This is a genomic window from Pseudomonas sp. SLBN-26 (assembly GCF_006715895.1).
In the GTDB taxonomy this organism is placed as follows: domain Bacteria; phylum Pseudomonadota; class Gammaproteobacteria; order Pseudomonadales; family Pseudomonadaceae; genus Metapseudomonas; species Metapseudomonas otitidis.
This window is the reverse complement of the sequence record NZ_VFOB01000001.1, coordinates 346,733-365,060: the sequence shown is the minus strand read 5'-3', so window position 1 is coordinate 365,060 and position 18,328 is coordinate 346,733. Positions and strand designations below refer to the sequence as shown.

At 68.9% G+C, this 18,328-nt stretch carries 18 protein-coding genes; 7 read left to right on the top strand and 11 right to left on the bottom strand.

The genetic code is table 11. The features are described from left to right. The first annotated feature begins 68 nt into the window (after window positions 1-68). Window positions 69-1,628: a flavin-containing monooxygenase gene (locus FBY21_RS01775; RefSeq protein ID WP_142008195.1), complete on the top strand. Its 1,560-nt coding sequence runs from the start codon at window positions 69-71 to the stop codon at window positions 1,626-1,628. Further along, on the top strand, window positions 1,625-2,515 hold the full coding sequence (locus tag FBY21_RS01770; protein ID WP_069560295.1) for an SDR family NAD(P)-dependent oxidoreductase: 891 nt from the start codon (window positions 1,625-1,627) through the stop codon (window positions 2,513-2,515). The genes FBY21_RS01775 and FBY21_RS01770 overlap by 4 nt, the downstream gene beginning before the upstream one ends. 96 nt (window positions 2,516-2,611) lie before the next feature. Here FBY21_RS01770 and tpx read toward each other — a convergent pair whose 3' ends face one another. After that, window positions 2,612-3,109, bottom strand: coding sequence for a thiol peroxidase (gene tpx, locus FBY21_RS01765; RefSeq protein ID WP_044400399.1), 498 nt, complete (start codon window positions 3,107-3,109; stop codon window positions 2,612-2,614). Between the two features lie 124 nt (window positions 3,110-3,233). After that, window positions 3,234-3,980: a spermidine synthase gene (locus FBY21_RS01760; RefSeq protein WP_142008193.1), complete on the bottom strand. Its 747-nt coding sequence runs from the start codon at window positions 3,978-3,980 to the stop codon at window positions 3,234-3,236. A 157-nt stretch (window positions 3,981-4,137) separates the two neighbouring features. On the opposite strand from FBY21_RS01760, the gene FBY21_RS01755 reads away from it, so the two are divergent. Continuing rightward, window positions 4,138-5,466, top strand: a complete 1,329-nt coding sequence (locus FBY21_RS01755; RefSeq protein WP_142008191.1) for a flavin-containing monooxygenase — start codon at window positions 4,138-4,140, stop codon at window positions 5,464-5,466. 65 nt (window positions 5,467-5,531) lie between these two features. Further along, window positions 5,532-6,893 carry a class II 3-deoxy-7-phosphoheptulonate synthase gene (locus tag FBY21_RS01750; protein WP_044400391.1) on the top strand — a complete coding sequence of 454 codons (1,362 nt, stop codon included), beginning with the start codon at window positions 5,532-5,534 and terminating at the stop codon, window positions 6,891-6,893. 69 nt (window positions 6,894-6,962) lie between these two features. Here the strand turns inward: FBY21_RS01750 and pyrF are convergent, their stop codons facing one another. Both pyrF and FBY21_RS01740 read right to left on the bottom strand, forming a co-directional pair. Continuing rightward, on the bottom strand, window positions 6,963-7,661 hold the full coding sequence (pyrF, locus tag FBY21_RS01745; RefSeq protein ID WP_074967722.1) for an orotidine-5'-phosphate decarboxylase: 699 nt from the start codon (window positions 7,659-7,661) through the stop codon (window positions 6,963-6,965). Window positions 7,662-7,742: 81 nt separating this feature from the next. After that, window positions 7,743-8,480: a ZIP family metal transporter gene (locus FBY21_RS01740; RefSeq protein ID WP_142008188.1), complete on the bottom strand. Its 738-nt coding sequence runs from the start codon at window positions 8,478-8,480 to the stop codon at window positions 7,743-7,745. A 287-nt stretch (window positions 8,481-8,767) separates the two neighbouring features. On the opposite strand from FBY21_RS01740, the gene FBY21_RS01735 reads away from it, so the two are divergent. The 3 genes from FBY21_RS01735 to xopAW all read left to right on the top strand — a co-directional run bounded on the left by FBY21_RS01735 (window position 8,768) and on the right by xopAW (window position 11,265). Then, complete coding sequence (locus tag FBY21_RS01735; RefSeq protein WP_044400382.1) at window positions 8,768-9,517, top strand: response regulator; 750 nt, start codon at window positions 8,768-8,770, stop codon at window positions 9,515-9,517. Next, window positions 9,514-10,548, top strand: a complete 1,035-nt coding sequence (locus FBY21_RS01730) for an ATP-binding protein (protein WP_142008186.1) — start codon at window positions 9,514-9,516, stop codon at window positions 10,546-10,548. Before FBY21_RS01735 ends, FBY21_RS01730 begins: the two co-directional genes overlap by 4 nt. Before the next feature lie 120 nt (window positions 10,549-10,668). Continuing rightward, the gene (xopAW, locus tag FBY21_RS01725) at window positions 10,669-11,265 is read left to right on the top strand and encodes an EF-hand domain-containing protein (protein WP_142008184.1); all 597 of its coding nucleotides are present in this window, start codon (window positions 10,669-10,671) and stop codon (window positions 11,263-11,265) included. 60 nt (window positions 11,266-11,325) lie between these two features. Here xopAW and FBY21_RS01720 read toward each other — a convergent pair whose 3' ends face one another. The 7 genes from FBY21_RS01720 to FBY21_RS01690 all read right to left on the bottom strand — a co-directional run bounded on the left by FBY21_RS01720 (window position 11,326) and on the right by FBY21_RS01690 (window position 18,285). After that, window positions 11,326-12,888 carry a YdgA family protein gene (locus FBY21_RS01720; protein WP_160158549.1) on the bottom strand — a complete coding sequence of 521 codons (1,563 nt, stop codon included), beginning with the start codon at window positions 12,886-12,888 and terminating at the stop codon, window positions 11,326-11,328. Window positions 12,889-13,036: 148 nt separating this feature from the next. Next, window positions 13,037-14,098, bottom strand: coding sequence for an AI-2E family transporter (locus FBY21_RS01715; protein WP_142008179.1), 1,062 nt, complete (start codon window positions 14,096-14,098; stop codon window positions 13,037-13,039). 73 nt (window positions 14,099-14,171) lie between these two features. After that, entirely contained in the window at window positions 14,172-14,978 is an 807-nt protein-coding gene (locus FBY21_RS01710; RefSeq protein WP_044400369.1) for a DUF4892 domain-containing protein, read from the bottom strand. 8 nt (window positions 14,979-14,986) lie between these two features. After that, window positions 14,987-15,649: a glutathione S-transferase family protein gene (locus FBY21_RS01705; RefSeq protein ID WP_142008176.1), complete on the bottom strand. Its 663-nt coding sequence runs from the start codon at window positions 15,647-15,649 to the stop codon at window positions 14,987-14,989. A 51-nt stretch (window positions 15,650-15,700) separates the two neighbouring features. Beyond that, window positions 15,701-16,564 carry an alpha/beta fold hydrolase gene (locus tag FBY21_RS01700; RefSeq protein WP_142008173.1) on the bottom strand — a complete coding sequence of 288 codons (864 nt, stop codon included), beginning with the start codon at window positions 16,562-16,564 and terminating at the stop codon, window positions 15,701-15,703. Continuing rightward, window positions 16,561-17,370: an alpha/beta fold hydrolase gene (locus tag FBY21_RS01695; protein WP_044400362.1), complete on the bottom strand. Its 810-nt coding sequence runs from the start codon at window positions 17,368-17,370 to the stop codon at window positions 16,561-16,563. Before FBY21_RS01695 ends, FBY21_RS01700 begins: the two co-directional genes overlap by 4 nt. Before the next feature lie 108 nt (window positions 17,371-17,478). Next, window positions 17,479-18,285, bottom strand: coding sequence for an AraC family transcriptional regulator (locus tag FBY21_RS01690; RefSeq protein ID WP_142008171.1), 807 nt, complete (start codon window positions 18,283-18,285; stop codon window positions 17,479-17,481). Window positions 18,286-18,328: the final 43 nt, after the last annotated feature.

Sequence of the window (18,328 nt, the reverse complement as noted above, 5' to 3'; positions counted from 1 at the left end):
CGAGTATACAGATGTCTACATTGGTATACAGCTGTATACGCGAAAACAATCATAACAGGAGCCTCTCCATGAACGCGCCCGTCACGCCCACACCCCCTGCCCGTCACTGCAAGATCGCCATCATCGGCTCCGGCTTCTCCGGCCTCGGCATGGCCATCCGCCTCAAGCAGACCGGCGAGAACGACTTCCTCATGTTCGAGAAAGAGGCCGGCGTCGGCGGCACCTGGCGGGTCAACAACTACCCGGGCTGCGGTTGCGACGTGCAATCCCACCTCTACTCCTTCTCCTTCGAGCCGAACCCGGAATGGACGCGCATGTTCGCCAAGCAGGGCGAGATCAAGGCCTACCTGGAACGCTGCTGGGAGAAGTACCGCCTGCAGGACAAGACCCTGCTGGAAACCGAGATCAAGCGCCTGGCCTGGAGTGACGAGCAGGAGATCTGGCAGATCGAAGACGCTGCCGGCAACCACTACACCGCACAGTTCGTGGTATCCGGCATGGGCGCCCTGTCTACCCCCTCCATTCCCCACCTGCCGGGCATGGAGAACTTCACCGGCAAGAGCTTCCACTCCCAGCAGTGGGACCACGACTACGACCTCAACGGCAAGCGTGTCGCCGTGATCGGCACCGGCGCCTCCGCCATCCAGTTCGTCCCGCAGATCCAGAAACAGGTCGCCCACCTCGACCTCTACCAGCGCACCGCCCCCTGGGTGATGCCCAAGCCGGACCGCGCCATCAGCGAGCGCGAGCGCAACCGCTTCCGCAGCTTCCCCCTGGCGCAGAAGCTCTGGCGCGGCCTCATCTACACCGTGCTGGAAAGCCGCGTGGTCGGCTTCGCCCTGACTCCCAAGGTGATGAAGCTCGCCGAGCTGTATGCCAAGCACTACATCAAGCGCAAGATCAACGACCCCGCCCTGCGCGCCAAGGTCACGCCCGACTACACCATGGGCTGCAAGCGCGTGCTCATCTCCAACGACTACTACCCGGCCCTCAACCAGCCGAACGTCGACGTCATCACCGACGGCATCCAGGAGATCCGCGCCAACAGCATCGTCACCCGTGACGGCCAGGAGCGCACCGTGGACGCCATCATCTACGGCACCGGCTTCACCCCCAGCGATCCGCTGCCACGCGGCGTGGTGTTCGGCCGGGGCGGCGTCGACCTGCTCGACACCTGGCCGCAAGGCCCGGAGGCCTACAAGGGCACCCTCACCGCCGGCTTCCCCAACCTGTTCTTCCTCATGGGCCCCAACACCGGCCTTGGCCACAACTCCATGGTCTACATGATCGAGTCGCAGATCCACTACGTGCTCGGCGCCCTCGACCTGCTCAAGACCCGCCACCTGCAGAGCCTGGAGGTCAAGCGCGACGTCCAGGACCGCTTCAACGGCAAGCTCCAGGGCAGCCTCGGCAACACCGTGTGGAACGCCGGCGGCTGCATGAGCTGGTACATCCACCCGGTCAGCGGCCGCAACTGCACTGTCTGGCCCGGCTTCACCTGGCGCTTCCGCCTGCTGACCCGCAACTTCGACCCCGCCGCCTACCACTTCAGCCGGCAGCAGCCGGTCCACGCCGGCCAGGGGCCCCTGGCCTTCCAGAACGCCGCCCCGCAGGAGGTGACCGCATGAAGTCCTTCGAGAACAAAGTGGCCGCCATCACCGGCGCCGGCTCCGGCATCGGTCGCGCCCTGGCCTACGCCCTCGCCCGCCAGGGCTGCCACCTGGCCCTGTCCGACGTGAATGTCGAAGGCCTGGCGGAAACCGCCGAGCAGGCCCGCAAGCTCGGCGTCACGGTCACCCACACCCCGGTCAACGTCGCCGACCGCGAAGCCATGCACGCCTGGGCCGACCAGGTGGTGCTCGACCACGGCCGCGTCAACCTGATCTTCAACAACGCCGGCGTCGCCCACGCCGGCACTGTCGAAGGCAGCGACTACGCCGAGTACGAATGGATCATGAACATCAACTTCTGGGGCGTGATGCACGGCACCAAGGCCTTCCTGCCGCACATCAAGGCCACCGGCGAAGGCCACGTGGTCAACGTCTCCAGCGTGTTCGGCCTGTTCGCCCAGCCGGGCATGAGCGCCTACAACGCCACCAAGTTCGCCGTGCGCGGCTTCACCGAAGCCCTGCGCCAGGAGCTGGACATGGAAGGCTGCGGCGTCTCCGCCAGCTGCGTGCACCCCGGCGGCATCAAGACCAACATCGCCAAGACCGCGCGCATGAACGCCAGCCTCGCCCGCGTCACCGGCCAGGAGGCCGACCAGGCCCGCAAGCAGTTCAACGACCAGCTGCTGCGCACCACCCCCGACAAGGCCGCCTCGGTGATCCTGCGCGGCGTGCTGCGCGACAGCCGACGCATCCTCATCGGCGCCGACGCCTGGGCCCTGGATGGCATGCAGCGCCTGCTGCCGACCCTCTACCAACGCCTGGTCACCACTTCCATGCGCCTGGCCGCCCGCTTCGCCCCCAAGCCCCGCAACCGCGAGCGGGAAGCGCAGAACCTGGCTGACTGATGCCCCACGGCTGCCGGGGCAGCAATGCCCCGAACGCCAAGCGAGCACCCACAAAAAAGGGAGGCCCAAGGCCTCCCTTCTTCATTCACCGCACGCTCAGAGGGCGGCGATGGCAGCCGCGTAGTTCGGCTCGTCGGCGATCTCGGCGACCAGCTCGCTGTGCAGCACCTTGTCGTTCTCGTCCAGCACCACCACGGCACGGGCGGCGACGCCGGCCAGGGGGCCGCTGGAGATGGCCACGCCATAGTCCTTGAGGAACTGGGCGCCGCGCATGGTGGACAGGTTGATCACGTTCTCCAGGCCTTCGGCACCGCAGAAGCGGCTCTGGGCGAACGGCAGGTCAGCGGAAATGCACAGCACCACGGTGTTGGCCAGCTTGCTGGCTTCGGCGTTGAACTTGCGCACGGAGGTGGCGCAGGTCGGGGTGTCCACGCTCGGGAAGATGTTCAGCACCTTGCGCTTGCCGGCCAGGCTGGCCAGGGTCACGTCGGCCAGGTTGCTGCCAACCAGGCTGAACGCCGGCGCCTGGGCGCCCTTGGCCGGCAGTTGGCCGTCGACGGAAACCGGGTTGCCCTTGAGGGTTACTTGAGCCATTTGGATTGTCCTTCTTAGTGATGGGTTGTACGGCACAGCAAGTTGGAGGCCGCAGGATAATGAATTCCGACCGGCAAGTCAGACTTTCGATCACCCACGGCCATGGCGCAGGCTCCCGCGCGGCTCAGGTGGCCTCGCGGAGCACATCCAGCAGCGGTTGCAGGGAGTAGCCCAGGCGCGGCGCCAGGGCTTCGGTGCGGGCCCGGAGGGCCGCATGGTCGAGGCGCTGGTCCAGGTCCGCCGGGATGATCAGCACCACGTTGCCCTCCTTCACCGGGCACTCCCAGTAATGACGGTGGAACAGCCCGCGCAGCAGCGCCGCCCCCAACGGGCGGCCATCGTCGCCGGCCCACTGGTTGATCACCAGCCAACCGCCCGGGTTGAGGCGCTTCTGGCAGTCCTCCAGGAAGCGCCAGGCCAGGTGGCCGACGCCCGGGCCGGTGTCGGTGTAGAGGTCGACGAAGATCAGGTCGGCCGTCTCGGTCGTCGGCAGCAGCTCCAGGGCATCGCCGATCCGCACCGTCAGGCGCGGGTCGTCGTCCAGCCCCAGGTACTCCATGGCCAGGCGCGGCACGTCCGGGCGCAGCTCCACCACTTCCACGTCGTCCAGCGGCAGGAACTTCATGCACGCCTGGGTCAGGGTGCCGGCGCCCAGGCCGAGGAACAGTGCGCTCTCCGGCGCCTCGTGGCACAGCGCCCCCACCAGCATGGCGCGGGTGTAGTCGTACTCCAGCCAACTGGGATCGGCGGTGAAGACGCAGCTCTGCTCCACCGCCTCGCCGAATTCGAGGAAGCGGTAGTCGCCCACTTCCAGTACCCGGATCACGCCGAAGGCATCGTGCACCTCGGCGAGCAATCGCTCCTCGCGCATCCCCTCTCCCCACGCCCCGTGACAATTCGCACCAGGGTCGCGCCACAACGGCGCCGTTTGCCATTGAAGCGAAGTGCACGCACCTCGCCATAATCCGTCCAGGCCAAGGCCCGGCAAAAAAGCCCGAGAAGAATACCAGCCAAGAGGTGCTTTCCCCATGTACGCCATCATCGGCGCCGGCCCCGCCGGCCTGAGCGCGGCCCGCCAGCTGCAACGCCACGGCATTCCCTTCGTCGGCTTCGAGCAGCATCAGGACGTCGGCGGGCTCTGGGACATCGAAAACCCCCACAGCACGCTCTACGAATCGGCGCACCTGATCTCCTCGAAGCGCACCACCGAGTTCAGCGAATTCCCCATGGCCGACGACGTGGCGCCCTACCCGCACCACCGCGAGATGCGCCGCTATTTCCACGACTACGCGCGGCACTTCGGCCTGCATGGGCACTACCAGTTCGGCACCACGGTGGAACGCATCGAGCCCCAGGGCGAAGGCTGGCGCGTATGCACCCGCCAGGCGGGCCAGGCACGGGAGTGGCGGGTGGACGGGGTGCTGATCGCCAGCGGCACGCTGCACACCCCCAACCAGCCGCCGCTGCCGGGTCACTTCGCCGGCGAGCAGCTGCATTCGGCGCAGTACCGCTCGGCGGCGGTATTCGAGGGCAAGCGCGTGCTGGTGATCGGCTGCGGCAACTCCGCCTGCGACATCGCCGTGGACGCGGTGCACCGCGCCCGCTCGGTGGACCTCTCGGTACGCCGGGGCTACTACTTCCTGCCCAAATTCCTGCTCGGCCGGCCCATCGACACCTTCGGCGGCGCAGTGAAGCTGCCTCGCCCGCTCAAGCAGCGCCTCGACGCCGCCCTGGTGCGTGCGCTGATCGGCAAACCCTCGGACTACGGCCTGCCCGACCCGGACTACCGGCTCTACGAGGCGCACCCTGTGGTGAACTCCCTGGTGCTGCATTACCTCGGCCATGGCGACATCCGTGCGCGTCCCGACGTGCAGGCGGTCGAAGGCCACGGCGTCACCTTCAGCGACGGTCAGCGGGGCGAATACGACCTCATCCTGCAAGCCACCGGCTACTGCCTGGACTACCCCTTCATCAGCCGCGACACGCTGAACTGGGGCGAGGACGCCGACGCGCCGGCGCTGTACCTGAACATCTTCCATCCCCGGTACGACAACCTGTTCATGCTCGGCATGGTCGAGGCCTCCGGCCTGGGCTGGCAGGGCCGCGCGGAGCAGGCCGAGCTGGTGGCGCTGTTCATCCGCCAGCGCCAGGCCGGCGCCGCCTCCGCCGAACACCTGGCCCGGACCAAGGCCGAGCGGGCCAGCCAGCGTGTGGACGGCGGCTACGCCTACCTGCCCCTGGCGCGCATGGCCTACTACGTACACAAGGACAGCTACCGCGCCGCCCTGCGCCAGCACATCGACGCCCTGCGCCGCGACCTGGCCGATGCCCCGCAAGGGCGACACGCCCCGGCCTGATCGCGGGCCGGCGGGGCTTTCGGTTACCATTCGCCATCGCCCCGCCCGCCCCTTTCGAGCCCTAGATGAACGACACCTCGCGCCACGCCCCCTGGAGCCCGGACAGCTGGAGAACCCGGCCCATCCTGCAACAACCCGTCTACCCCGATGCCGCCCGCCTGGCCCAGGTCGAGCAGACCCTGGCCAGCTACCCGCCGCTGGTGTTCGCCGGCGAGGCCCGCGAACTGCGCCGGCAGTTCGCCGAGGTCACCGAAGGGCGCGCCTTCCTGCTGCAGGGTGGCGACTGTGCCGAGAGCTTCGCCGAGTTCTCCGCCGCGAAGATCCGCGACACCTTCAAGGTGCTGCTGCAGATGGCCATCGTCATGACCTTCGCCGCCGGCTGCCCGGTGGTGAAGGTGGGGCGCATGGCCGGCCAGTTCGCCAAGCCGCGCTCGGCCAATGACGAGACCATCGGTGGCGTCACCCTGCCCGCCTACCGGGGCGACATCGTCAACGGCATCGGCTTCGACGAAGCCAGCCGCATCCCCGACCCGGAACGCCTGCTGCAGGCCTACCACCAGTCCACCGCCAGCCTGAACCTGCTGCGTGCCTTCGCCCAGGGCGGCTTCGCCGATGTGCACCAGGTGCACCAGTGGAACCTCGACTTCATCGCCAACTCGGCGCTGACGGAGAAGTACAGCCAGCTCGCCGACCGCATCGACGAGACCCTCGCCTTCATGCGCGCCTGCGGCCTGGACAGTGCCCCGCAACTGCGCGAAGCGAGCTTCTTCACCGCCCACGAAGCACTGCTGCTGAACTACGAACAGGCCTTCGTGCGCCGCGACAGCCTCACCGGCGGCTGGTACGACTGCTCCGCCCACATGCTCTGGATCGGCGACCGCACCCGCCAGCTGGACGGTGCCCACGTCGAGTTCCTGCGCGGCGTCGGCAACCCCATCGGCGTCAAGGTCGGCCCGAGCATGCCGAGCGAAGACCTGATCCGCCTGATCGACATCCTCAACCCGGACAACGACCCAGGCCGCCTCAACCTCATCGTGCGCATGGGCGCCGAGAAGGTCGGCGAGCACCTGCCGCGGCTGATCCGCACCGTGCAGGCCGAAGGCCGCAAGGTGCTGTGGAGCTCGGACCCGATGCACGGCAACACCATCAAGGCCTCCAGCGGCTACAAGACCCGCGACTTCGCCATCATCCTTTCCGAGGTCAAGCAGTTCTTCCAGGTGCACCAGGCCGAAGGCAGCCATGCCGGCGGCATCCACATCGAGATGACCGGGCAGAACGTCACCGAATGCATAGGCGGCGCCCGCCCCATCACCGAAGACGGCCTCTCCGACCGCTACCACACCCACTGCGACCCGCGCCTGAACGCCGACCAGTCCCTGGAACTGGCCTTCCTCATCGCCGAGACACTGAAGCAAATCAGGCGGTAACGGCTGGCAGTCGCCCATGAAAAAGCCCGGCCTGAGCCGGGCTTTTTCACATCAGCGCCTCGCGCCGGCTCACGCCAGCTCGGCCACCACGGCGGCCAGGGCCTGGGCCGGGTCGGCGGCCTGGCTGATGGGGCGGCCGATCACCAGGTAGTCGGAACCGGCGTCCAGCGCCTGGCGCGGGGTGAGGATGCGACGCTGGTCGTCCTGGGCACTGCCCGCCGGGCGGATGCCGGGGGTGACCAGTTGCAGCGACGGGTGCGCCGCCTTGAGGGCCGGTGCCTCCTGGGCCGAGCAGACCAGGCCGTCCATGCCGGCCTTCTGCGCCAGGGCCGCCAGGCGCAGCACCTGCTCCTGGGGCTCGATGTCCAGGCCGATGCCGGCCAGGTCCTCGCGCTCCATGCTGGTCAGCACGGTGACGCCGATCAGCAGCGGCTTGGGCCCATTGAACTTGTCCAGGGTCTCACGGCAGGCCGCCATCATGCGCAGGCCGCCGGAGCAGTGCACGTTGACCATCCACACGCCCATCTCGGCAGCGGCCTTGACGGCCATGGCGGTGGTGTTGGGGATGTCGTGGAACTTGAGGTCGAGGAACACCTCGAAGCCGCGCTCGCGCAGGGTGGCGACGATGTCCGAAGCGCAGCTGGTGAACAGCTCCTTGCCCACCTTCACCCGGCACAGCGTCGGGTCGAGCTGGTCGGCCAGCTTCAACGCGGCTTCGCGGGTGGGGAAATCGAGGGCGACGATGATGGGCGTCTGGCAGGCGGACATGGGCGGGCTCTCTGGCAAGTCAAAACGGCGCGCATTGTAGCGGAAGCCCGTGCCCGCTGCTGCTCCGGTGATCGCCGTCGACTAGAGATGGTCGAGGGCGAAGGCGGTCATGAAGCCGGCCAGGGTGATCAGCCCGGTCCAGGCGTGGGTGCTCTCGAAGGCCTCGGGGATCAGCGTGTCCACCAGCATGCACAGCACCGCACCGGCGGAGAACGCCAGGGCGAAGCCGAGCCAGACCGGCGGCAGGTCACTCATCAGCCCTGGCCCAGCCATGGCCGCCAGGCCCGACAGCAGCACGATGCTGCCCCACAGGCCGAACACGAACCCCGCGCCGCGCTGCTCCTCGCGCAGGCCGGCGGCACTGGCCAGGCCCTCCGGCAGGTTGGAGAGGAAGATCGCCACCAGCATCAGCAGGCTGACCTGCCCGCCATCCAGCAGGCCAAGCCCGAGACCGAGGGATTCGGGAATGCCGTCGAGGAAGGCCCCCACCGCGATCAACAGCGCAGCCATGGAACTGGCGCCGCCGTTGCGGGCACGATGATGCGCCTCCCAGCGGTCCAGCCACTGGCTGGCCAGGACGAACAGCACGCCCCCCGCCACCATCCCGCCCAGGGTCGCACCCAGCCCGCCCAGGCGCTCGGCCTCGGGAATCTGCCCGAAGCACAGGGCGGCGATGAGCACCCCGCTGCCATAGGCCATGATCGACGCCGTCACCTTCGGCGGCAGGGTCACCCAGTAGCCGATGGCGGCGCCCAGCAACAGGCTGCTGGCGGCGAGCCAGCCCCAGAAGCCGGCGAGCAGAGTGGTGGAAAGCTCCATGGATCGTCCTTCTATCGGGGTGCGGCAACGCGCGAGGCGCCCATAACTACCCCATCCGCCGCAGGAAAGCAGCCCACGGCGGAATGATTCGGCCTCGCGAGCGGCGCCTTTCGTATCAAGCCCGATACAAAGCCGACACGCCCCGGACACGCCACTGCGCGAGCCTCACGCCGCGTTGGCCGGCCCACGCCCGGCGGAGTAGCATGAGCGCCAGCCGACCCAGCCCCGAGCCGACGCCCCTCCCGTAGCAACCGGGGCCCGGCGCCCCGCCAGATGGCAGCCCTTCCATGCACAACCCGCCCAACACCCCTGCCGAGACCCGCCGCTGGAGCACCCGCGCCCTGCTGGTGGACGACGACGTGCCGATCCGCGACCTGCTCTGCGACTACCTGGCCCGCTTCAACATCGAAGCGGTGGGCGTGGCCGACGGCCAGGCCATGCGCGAGACGCTGGCCGCCGAACCGTTCGACGTGGTGGTGCTGGACCTGATGCTGCCCGGTGAAGACGGCCTCTCCCTGTGCCGCTGGCTGCGCAGCGAGTCGGACATCCCGATCCTCATGCTCACCGCCCGCTGCGAACCCACCGACCGCATCATCGGCCTGGAACTGGGCGCCGATGACTACATGGCCAAGCCGTTCGAGCCCCGCGAACTGGTGGCGCGCATCCAGACCGTCCTGCGCCGCGTGCGCGATGACCGCGAAGGCCTGCGCGCCGACCAGCGCGCCAGCATCCGCTTCGACGCCTGGCGCCTCAACGGCGTGTTGCGCCAGCTGCACTCCCCCGAGGGGCTGGTGGTGCCACTGTCCAACGCCGAATTCCGCCTGCTCTGGGTGTTCCTCGAACGCCCGCGCCGGGTGCTCAGCCGCGAACAGCTGCTGGATGCCGCCCGGGGTCGTTCCATCGAGGCCTTCGACCGCAGCATCGACCTGCTGGTCTCGCGCCTGCGGCAGAAGCTCGGGGATGACCCCAAGTCCCCGCGCCTGATCAAGACCGTGCGCGGCGAAGGCTACCTGTTCGACGCCCGGGAGATCGGCTGATGCGCAAGGCCGACACGCTGTTCGCCCGGCTGTTCGGCCTGTTCCTCGCGGCCATCGTGCTCGCCCACCTGCTGGCCTTCCTCTGGTTCAGCCAGTACGGCAAGCCCCCCGGCCGCGATGGCCCGCCTCCTCCGCCGCCGCCCGGCGCCACCCACACCCAGGGCCCGCCGCCACGCCCACCGATGTTCGGCGGCCCCTGGGTGCCGCTGACCTTCCAGTTCGTCTGCCTGATCGGCGCCGCCTGGTACGGCGCACGCCTGCTGTCACGCCCCATTCGCCGCCTGGCCAACGCCGCCGACCGCCTCAGCGAAGACCTGGAAAGCCCCGCGCTCTCCGAAAGCGGCCCCTGGGAAACCCGCCAGGCCGCCCACGCCTTCAACCGCATGCAGGCGCGCATCCGCGAACAGGTGGCCCAACGCAGCCGCATGCTCGCCGCGGTGTCCCACGACCTGCGCACGCCCATTGCACGGGTCAAGTTGCGGGTTGAACAGGTGGAGGACGCCAACCTGCGCGGGCGCATCGAGCAGGATCTGGGCGAGATGATCGCCATGCTCGACGCCACCCTCAGCTACCTGCACCAGCAACGCGCCGACGAATCGCTGCAGATGTTCGACCTCCAGGCCCTGGTGGAATCCATGGCCGAGGATGCCCAGGACCGGGGCGCCGACGTGCGCGTCGAAGGCCGCTGCTCGCCCCTGCGCGCCCAGCCCATGGCCCTGCGCTCGTGCCTCAGCAACCTGGTGGAGAACGCCCTGCGCTACGCCGGCCACGCGGTCATCCGCCTGGAGGACAGCCCGGCCGAAGTCCGTGTGAAAGTCAGCGACCACGGCCCCGGCATCGTCCCTGAGCAGCGCGAGGCGGTGTTCGAACCCTTCTTCCGCCTGGAAGGTTCCCGCAACCGCAGCTCCGGGGGCGTCGGCCTGGGGCTGACCATCGCCCGCGAAGCCGCTCGTCGCCAGGGCGGCGAGCTGACCCTGGGGGAAAACCCCGGCGGCGGCCTGCTGGCCACCCTGAGCATCCCCCGTCACTGAGCCCCGCGCTGTCGCAACGCCGATACAAAGCGCACACACCGCCGACACGCCCGCCCCTGAGCCTGGGAGAACCGGAGGACCCTCTTCCGGTCGTGCCATCCCTCTCACAGGAGTGATCCCATGATCAGTGGCGTCAGTGGTTACTCGGGCTACAGCAGCTACGGCAGCTATGGCTCGACGCTCAGCGCGCGGAGCACCGCCAGCGGCAACGCCGGCAGTTGCGCCCCGAGCCAGGGCAACAAGGTGCAGGAAAAGCTCTTCAGCCTGCTGGACAGCAACGGCGACGGCAGCGTCGCCAAGGACGAGCTGAGCACGGCGCTGGACAGCGCCAAGGAAAACGACAGCAGCCTCACCATCGACATCGATGACCTGTTCAGCCAGCTGGATGCCAACGGCGACGGCTCCATCAGCCAGGACGAGACCGCCGCCCTCGCCCCGCCACCTCCCCCGCCGGGCGGTGGTGGAGGCCCGATGGGCGCCGGTGGCGGCAAGCCGGAAGACCTGTTCGGCGAGCTGGATACCGACGGCAATGGCAGCGTCAGCCAGGATGAGCTCAGCGCGCTGTTCGGCCAGTCCAACAGCAGCGGTGGCAGTAGCACCAGCAGCAGCGACCAGGATGTCTACGCCAAGCTGGTGGCCTCCCTGCTCAAGCAGTACGAGAGCAGCACCACCGCCTACACCACCCGCGTGGGCAGCCAGCTGTCCACGGCGGCCTGAGCCGGCGACAAAAAAGGCCGGCCCCTTTCGGGAGCCGGCCTTCTGGCACTGCAGCGTGGGTTACTCCTGCGGAGCGGCCTCTTCGGCCTCGCCTTCACCCATGCCTTCCATACCCTCCATACCCTCCATACCTTCCATGCCCTCCATGCCGCCCATCTCGGGCTGGGCACCCAGGGCACCGCCCAGGCCGCCTGCCATGGCCATGGCCATGCCGGCGAACTCTTCCACGGTCATCTTCTTGCCGTTGAAGTCCACCTGGCCGTCGGCGTAGTGCAGGCGGGAGCGGATGGTCTCGCCTTCCAGCGCCACCAGGTTGGTGGACAGCAGCATGCCGCTGGCCATCTCGGTGGTCATGGAGGCCTGCTGGGCGATCAGCTCCTGGTCTTCCTCGCCGTCCAGGGCGGCTTTCAGGCTGACGATGTCGCTGATCATCGGCTTGGACAGGCTCAGCTCCATGTCCAGGCCCGTGACGATCTCGCGGGCCACCTGGTCAGGCGCTTGCTCGAAGGAGCTGGGCTTGGCCAGTTGCACGCCCAGGCTCAGGCGGCTCTCGCCGTTGGCGGTCTTGAAGCTGAACTTGTCCAGGGCGATGGCCGGCTTGGCGTCGAGCATGCGCACCAGGTCGGCCTGGGCCTGCTTCTGCTGGGCTTCGTCGAGGGCGTCCAGGTTGGGCTCGGCGCCGGCACCGGCCTTTTCCACCACGCTGGCGTACAGCTCGGACAGGGACTTGAGCGCGGCGGCGTCGATGTTCTTCACGCTCCACACCATCTCGGTGTTGCCCACCGGCTTGTCCTTGTAGCGAACGCCGGCGGCGAAGGTCAGGCTGCCTTCGATGTTGCTGCCGTTGGCGCGGGTGTCCTGGCGTTGGGACAGGTCATCCAGGGTCACCGTCGGTTCGCCGTCGATGAGGATGCGGGTGGTCTTCAGCACCAGATCACCCTTGCCGACGTACAGGCCGGACTCGGTGCGGGACTGGTCGCTGTCCAGGCTCAGGCCCTTCATTTCCACCTGCACCGGCTGGCCGGTTTCGGAGGTGGAGTCGAAGCGCAGGCTGTCCATGCTGCCCACTGCGGCCACACGCTCGCCACCGGCGCTGCTGCGCAGGTCCAGGCGCAGGCCGGAGAAGGCCAGGTGGCTCTTCTCGTCGAGCTGGGTTTCCAGCGGCTTGAGTTCGAGGCTGCCGGAAACGGCACGGTCGTAGCCGATGGCGGCCGTGCCGACCAGCGGCGAGGCGCCCTTGGCGGCGTCGAACCAGCCCTGCACCAGCGGGCTCGGGGCCAGCTCATAGGTGCTGGCGGCCATCACCGGCGCCAGTTCGAAGCGCTTGAGGCGGTTCAGCGGGAAGGGGCCGTGGTCGATGTGGTCGACGAACAGCAGCTCGGACTCGCCGATGACCAGGCGGTAATGGGCGGTGCTGCTGAACAGGCCCTGCTCCAGGGAGACCAGCTCGGCACGGGCGCTCACGCCCAGGGACGGCGCGGCCTGCTGCAGCTGGGCATTGGCTTCCTTGATGGAGGTGTCCAGCACGCCAGGCAGTTGCTTGCCGGTGTACCAGGCGCCGGCGGTGCTGACGACGGCGACGGCAACGGCCGCGCCGATAACGATTCCTGCGGATTTCTTCATGGTCGACTCGCGGATGATCCTTGTAGTGGGGCTGCTTCCCTGCATCCGCAAGCGGTGCCATGGACCGGCGGGGCGGAAAAAAGCGGCACAAGGCTATCAGCTCGCGCCGCTTTTCTGGCAGTTCCCCCGCGTTTCTGTGAGGTGGTGCTCAGCTCTCGGGGTCCTGCTCCGTGTGGGTCTGGGGCGCGCCGATCCAGTCGGAGATGAGGCTGTAGGCCACGGCCAGCAGGGTCGGACCGAGGAACAGGCCCATGAAGCCGAAGGCCAGGATGCCGCCGAACACCCCCAGCAGCACCACCACCAGCGGCAGATTGCCGCCCCGGCTGATCAGGTAGGGCTTGAGCACGTTGTCCACGCCGCTGATAACGAAGAAGCCCCAGATCGCCAGGAACACGCCATAACCGTACTCGCCGTGCCAGAACAGCCAGGCGGCGGCCGGCACCCAGACCAGCGGCGGCCCCATGGGAATGAGGCTGAGGGCGAAGGTCACCAGGCCCAGCACGATGGCCCCGGGCACGCCGGCGATCCAGAAGCCGATCAGCGCCAGCAGGCCCTGGGCGGCGGCCGTGCCGATCACGCCGTTGACCACGCGCTGTACCGTGCCCGCCACCAGCTCCAGGTAGTGCGGCCCGCGATCACCGATCAGGCGCCCCAGAGCCTGCTCGGCGAACAGCGCCATGCGCGGGCCGTCGCGGTAGAAGAAGAACACCAGCACCAGGCTCAGGGCCAGTTCCAGCATGCCGCGGCCGATCTGCGCGCTGCGCGCCAGCAGCCAGTTCCCGGCCTCTCCCATGTAGGGCTTGAGGCTGCTGAAGAAGGCCGCGCCCTGCTCGTCCACCCGCGCCCACAGGGCCACCAGGCGGTCACCCACCATGGGCAGTTGCCCCAGCCACTCCGGCGGCTGGGGCAGGCCCTCGACCTGTACGTTCTTGACGAACTCGGTGGCATCGCGCACGTGGTCCGCGAGGTTGAAGCCCAGCCACACCAGCGGCACCGCCACCAGCACCATCCAGCCGGCACTGAGGATGGCGGCGGCCGTGGCGGTGCGGCCGTTCAGCAGACGGGTCAGCAGGCGCATCAGCGGCCAGCTGGCGAAGGCCAGCACGGCGGCCCAGAACAGCGCCGACCAGAACGGCGCCAGCACCCAGATGCACGCAGCCAGCAAGGTGAGCAGGAGGATCTGCACCAGCAGGCGGTCGTTGTTCAGCATGAAGTCACTCCGATTGACGCGCGCGTGGCGCCGAGCCGGCGCCACGAACGAAGAAAAGCATGGACGGTGAAGCTCAGCGCAGCCACTCCAGGTGCAGGCCGGCCTCGCGGGACGTGCCCAGCTCCAGGCGAGCCGCACGCACGCCCTGCCCCACCAGCGCCTCGCGCCAGGCTTCGGCACCGGCCCCGCCGAGACTGACCCGCAGGGTGCTGTCCAGGTTCAATCCACGGGCCAGCAACGTGGCCCAGGCCTCGCTGGGCACGGCCGGCAGCGTCGGCAGGTGCAGCTCGCCGCTGCTCTTCAGCTCGCGCAGCAGGGTCGCCGGCGTGGGCAGCAGCTCGCCCAGGGGGGCGGCGGCATCCAGTTGCTCGGCATGCAGGTAGGCGCGGCGATTGCCACGGGTGATGGCGTACACGGCCAGCAGGCTGTCCTGGCTGGGCTCGACAAGGCGCACCAGCAGGTAGGCCTGCTGGTCGTCCGGCCCGTAGAGCCGGGCGTTGCCGAACACGGTGTTGGCCCACAGGCTGCTGGAACCGCAGTCGCGGCCCTGGCACCAGTAGAGCGGGATGGCGCCTTTCTCCATCAGGTCGACGCGGGCGCGGTCGAAGGCCTCGGCCGAGCTGTGCCCGCTGGGCAACTGATAGGTCACCGAGGTCTGCCGGCCCTGGGCATCCACCCGCTGTTCCATGCGCAGCTGGTTGCTGATGCGGCGGATCGGCCCCTGGGGGTAGAAGCGCTCCTGATCGGGCGCTTCCTTGAAGTCGACGATCTCGGCATGGGGGAAGCGCGGCAACGCCGTGAGGTCATGGCTCTCGGGCAGGTCGGCGGCCTGCAGCGGGGCCGCCAGGGCCAGGCCCAGGCACAAGGGAAGAAAACGCATGGGCGACCTCAGCGCATCAGCATCGACTGGGCGGATTTCACCACGTTCTCAGCCGAGGCCTGGCGCGGCGGCACCGCCAGGCCACGCTGCACCGCCGGGCGCGCCTCGATGGCGGCCAGCCAGCGTTGCAGGTGCGCGAGCCCCTCCACCGACACGCCGGCCCAATCGTGCAGGCGCACCCAGGGGAAGGTGGCGATGTCGGCGATGCTGTAGTCGCCGGCCAGGTACTCCACCAGCGCCAGGCGCGAGTCGAGCACCTCGTAGAGGCGGCGGGTCTCGTGCTGGTAGCGGTCGATGGCCGGCTGGATGACTTCGGGGAAGTAGCGGAAGAAGGCATTGGCCTGCCCCTGCATGGGGCCGACGCCGCCCATCTGGAACATCAGCCACTGCATCACCAGGGAACGGCCCTTGGGGTCGGCAGGCATCAGCTGGCCGGTCTTCTCCGCCAGGTAGACGAGGATGGCGCCGGACTCGAAGACCGGGAAGTCACCGTTATCGCGGTCGACGATGGCCGGGATGCGGCCGTTGGGGTTGATCGCCAGGAAGTCCGGCGCCTTCTGCTCCTTGCGCTCGAAGGACAGCGCAGTCACCCGGTACGGCAGCCCCAGTTCCTCCAGGGCGATGGAGACCTTGTGGCCGTTGGGGGTGGCAGCAGTGTAGAGGTCGATCATCCGGTCTCTCCTTGAAAATGGGGCCCAGCCTTCCCGCTTGCCCCATTCAAGTCAAGGCGCGGCGAAGAAGGGATTGAAACAGTCTGCTACGGCCTGGGCACCGGCCTCGTCGTTGAGGTGCAGGTGATGGCCGCCCGGCCGATGGTGCACCTCGAAGGGTAGCCCTTGCAGCAACTGCGCGATGCGCGGCTCGGCGGCCATCTGCCCGCCCTCGGCCAGCACCAGACAGGTGGGGCACTGCACGGCGCGGAGGAACTGCTGGGCATGGGCGAAGGTCAGGCGCATGGGCGATGGCAGGGTCAGGCGCATGTCGGTGCGCCAGGTGTAGCCGCCCGGTACCGGCATCAGGCCGCGTTCGGCCAGCAGCTCGGCAGCCTCGCGGCTCACCGCCACCACGCCCTTCATGCGGGCCTGCACGGCACGGTCGATGTCGGCGTAGACCGGCTTGCGCTTGCCCTGCAGGGCCAGCCGTGCCCGCAACGCCTCACCCAGGCGGGCCGGCGCTCCATCGGCTTCGCCGGTGTAGGGGATCAGGCCATCGATCAGCGCCAGGCGCTCCACCCGCTCCGGCAGCGATGCCGCCACCAGCATGGACACGATGGCCCCGAGGGAGTGGCCCATCAGCGAGAAACGCGCCCAGCCCAGTTGCTCGGCCACATGCAGCACGTCCTCGGCGTACTCCCACACCTGGTAGCTGGAGCCGGCCGAGTAGTGCCCGGAATGCCCGTGCCCGGCCAGGTCCAGGGCGACGATGCGCAGGCCCTTGAGCTTCGGTGCCAGGCGCGCATAGGTCATGGCGTTGTCCAGCCAGCCGTGCAGGGCCAGCACCGGCTGGCCATCCTCGGGGCCGAACAGGTGCGCGGCCAGTTCCACATGGGGCAGGCTCAGGCGGATTTCTTCGACGTGCGCGCTCATGCGGACTCCTGGCGGGCGGCCTGGCCGTCCCAGCGCTTGAACAGGGTACGGAGCAGCGTCGCCGTGTCGTGCGGGCGCTCCAGCGGGAACATGTGGCCGCCCGGCAGCGACAGGTACTCACCCTTCGGCACCCGGCGCACCAGGCGCGCGTGGTGCGGCATCACCACCCGGCTGTGGCGCCCGCGCACCACCGCCAGCGGCACCTGCAATTGCTGCGGTCGGCCGGGGCTGCTGTGGGGCACGCTGCGGTAGATGCGGATCTCGGTCTCCGGGTCGAACTTCAGCCGCAGCCCGCCGGCGGTCTCGGTGAAGCCGTGGCGCACGTAGGCGTCCAGGCAGTCCGGGTCGAAGTGGCGGAACAGCGTCTTGCCGGCGAAGTAGCGGCGCGCCTCCTCCGGGTCGGCGAATTCCTCGCGACGCCCGAGGGTGCGCCCGGCCGGGGTGATGCGGTCGATGAAGCCGAAGCGCTTGGCGGCGCGGATGACCATCTTGTCGGCCAGGGTCAGCACCGGCGAATCGAGCATCGCCACCCCGCGGTACAGCTCCGGCCGGCGCAGGGCCGCGTGGTAGTGCAGCACCCCGCCGAGGGAATGGCCGACGCCCCAGACCGGCTCGGCCTGGGCCTCCAGGTGGTGGATGAGTTCGTCCACCAGGTTTTCCCAGTTGTCGTTCACCGGGAAGCGCGGATCGTGCCCGTGCTGCTCCAGGTGCAGCACGCGGTAGTCCGGCGCCAGCGCGTCGAACAGCTTGGCGTAGGTGGCGGACGGAAAGCCGTTGGCATGGGCGAAGAAAAGGGTCTGGGTCATGGCGGCGGCTCGTGGCGGAACTGCCGGGGATTTTCCGGCAGGCCACCCCACCCGGCAATGACTCTCACGCACGGTGATGACGGCGCTATGGCCAGGGGCAAGGTGGTTTCAGCCACGCCCGCGCAGGCGGGCCGGCGGCGCGCCGAAGGTGCGGCGGAACAGGCGGGAGAAATGCGCCTGGTCATAGAAGCCCAGGCGCAGCGCCACGTCCGACAGCGGCTCCCCCGCCAGCACCAGCGGCAGGGCGCGGGCCAGACGCAACTGGGTCAGCCACTGCAGCGGCGGCAATCCGCAATGACGCTGGAAGCGCCGCAGCACCTGCCAGGGGCTCAGCCCGCAGAAGGCTGCCAGTTCCTCCAGGGAGGGCGGCGCATCCAGCCGGGACTCCAGCCACTCCCGCAGGCGCCGCCAGGTAGCCCCATCGAAGCCACCGGCCGGGTCCTCCACGCGCAGGCTCGAGCCCAGTTGCAGCAGGCAGGCCATGGCCTGCCACAGCGCTTGCTCCTGGGCCAGCCGCGAATCCCCGAGCAGGCTGTCATGGGCAGCCAGCAGGCGCGCCTGCAACGCCGGGTGGCGCAGGGTCGCGCCGAGCAGCCGGGGCGTGCCACGGCGGTCGTCGCTCAAGGCGCGGCTGGCCTGCTCCAACCAGTGCGGCTCGAAGGCCAGCACGCGAATGCGGTAGCCCTCCGCGTCCAGGCTGGCGCCGTCGTGGATCTGCTCCGGCGCCATCAGCAGCACATCGCCCTGCCCCGCCAGCTGGCGCTCGCCCTGGTAGACGAAGCGCTGCCGCCCCTCCAGCAGCAGGCCCACGTGGTACTCCAGGTGGAAATGCCGGGGGAAGGCGAAGCGGTGGTATTCGGCGTCGATCAGGCGGATGCCGGGCAAGCCGCCGACGATATGGCTGGTGCGTTCCATGCGCGCCACTCTAGCGCGCCGCCCCCTGTCCTGGCTTGGACGA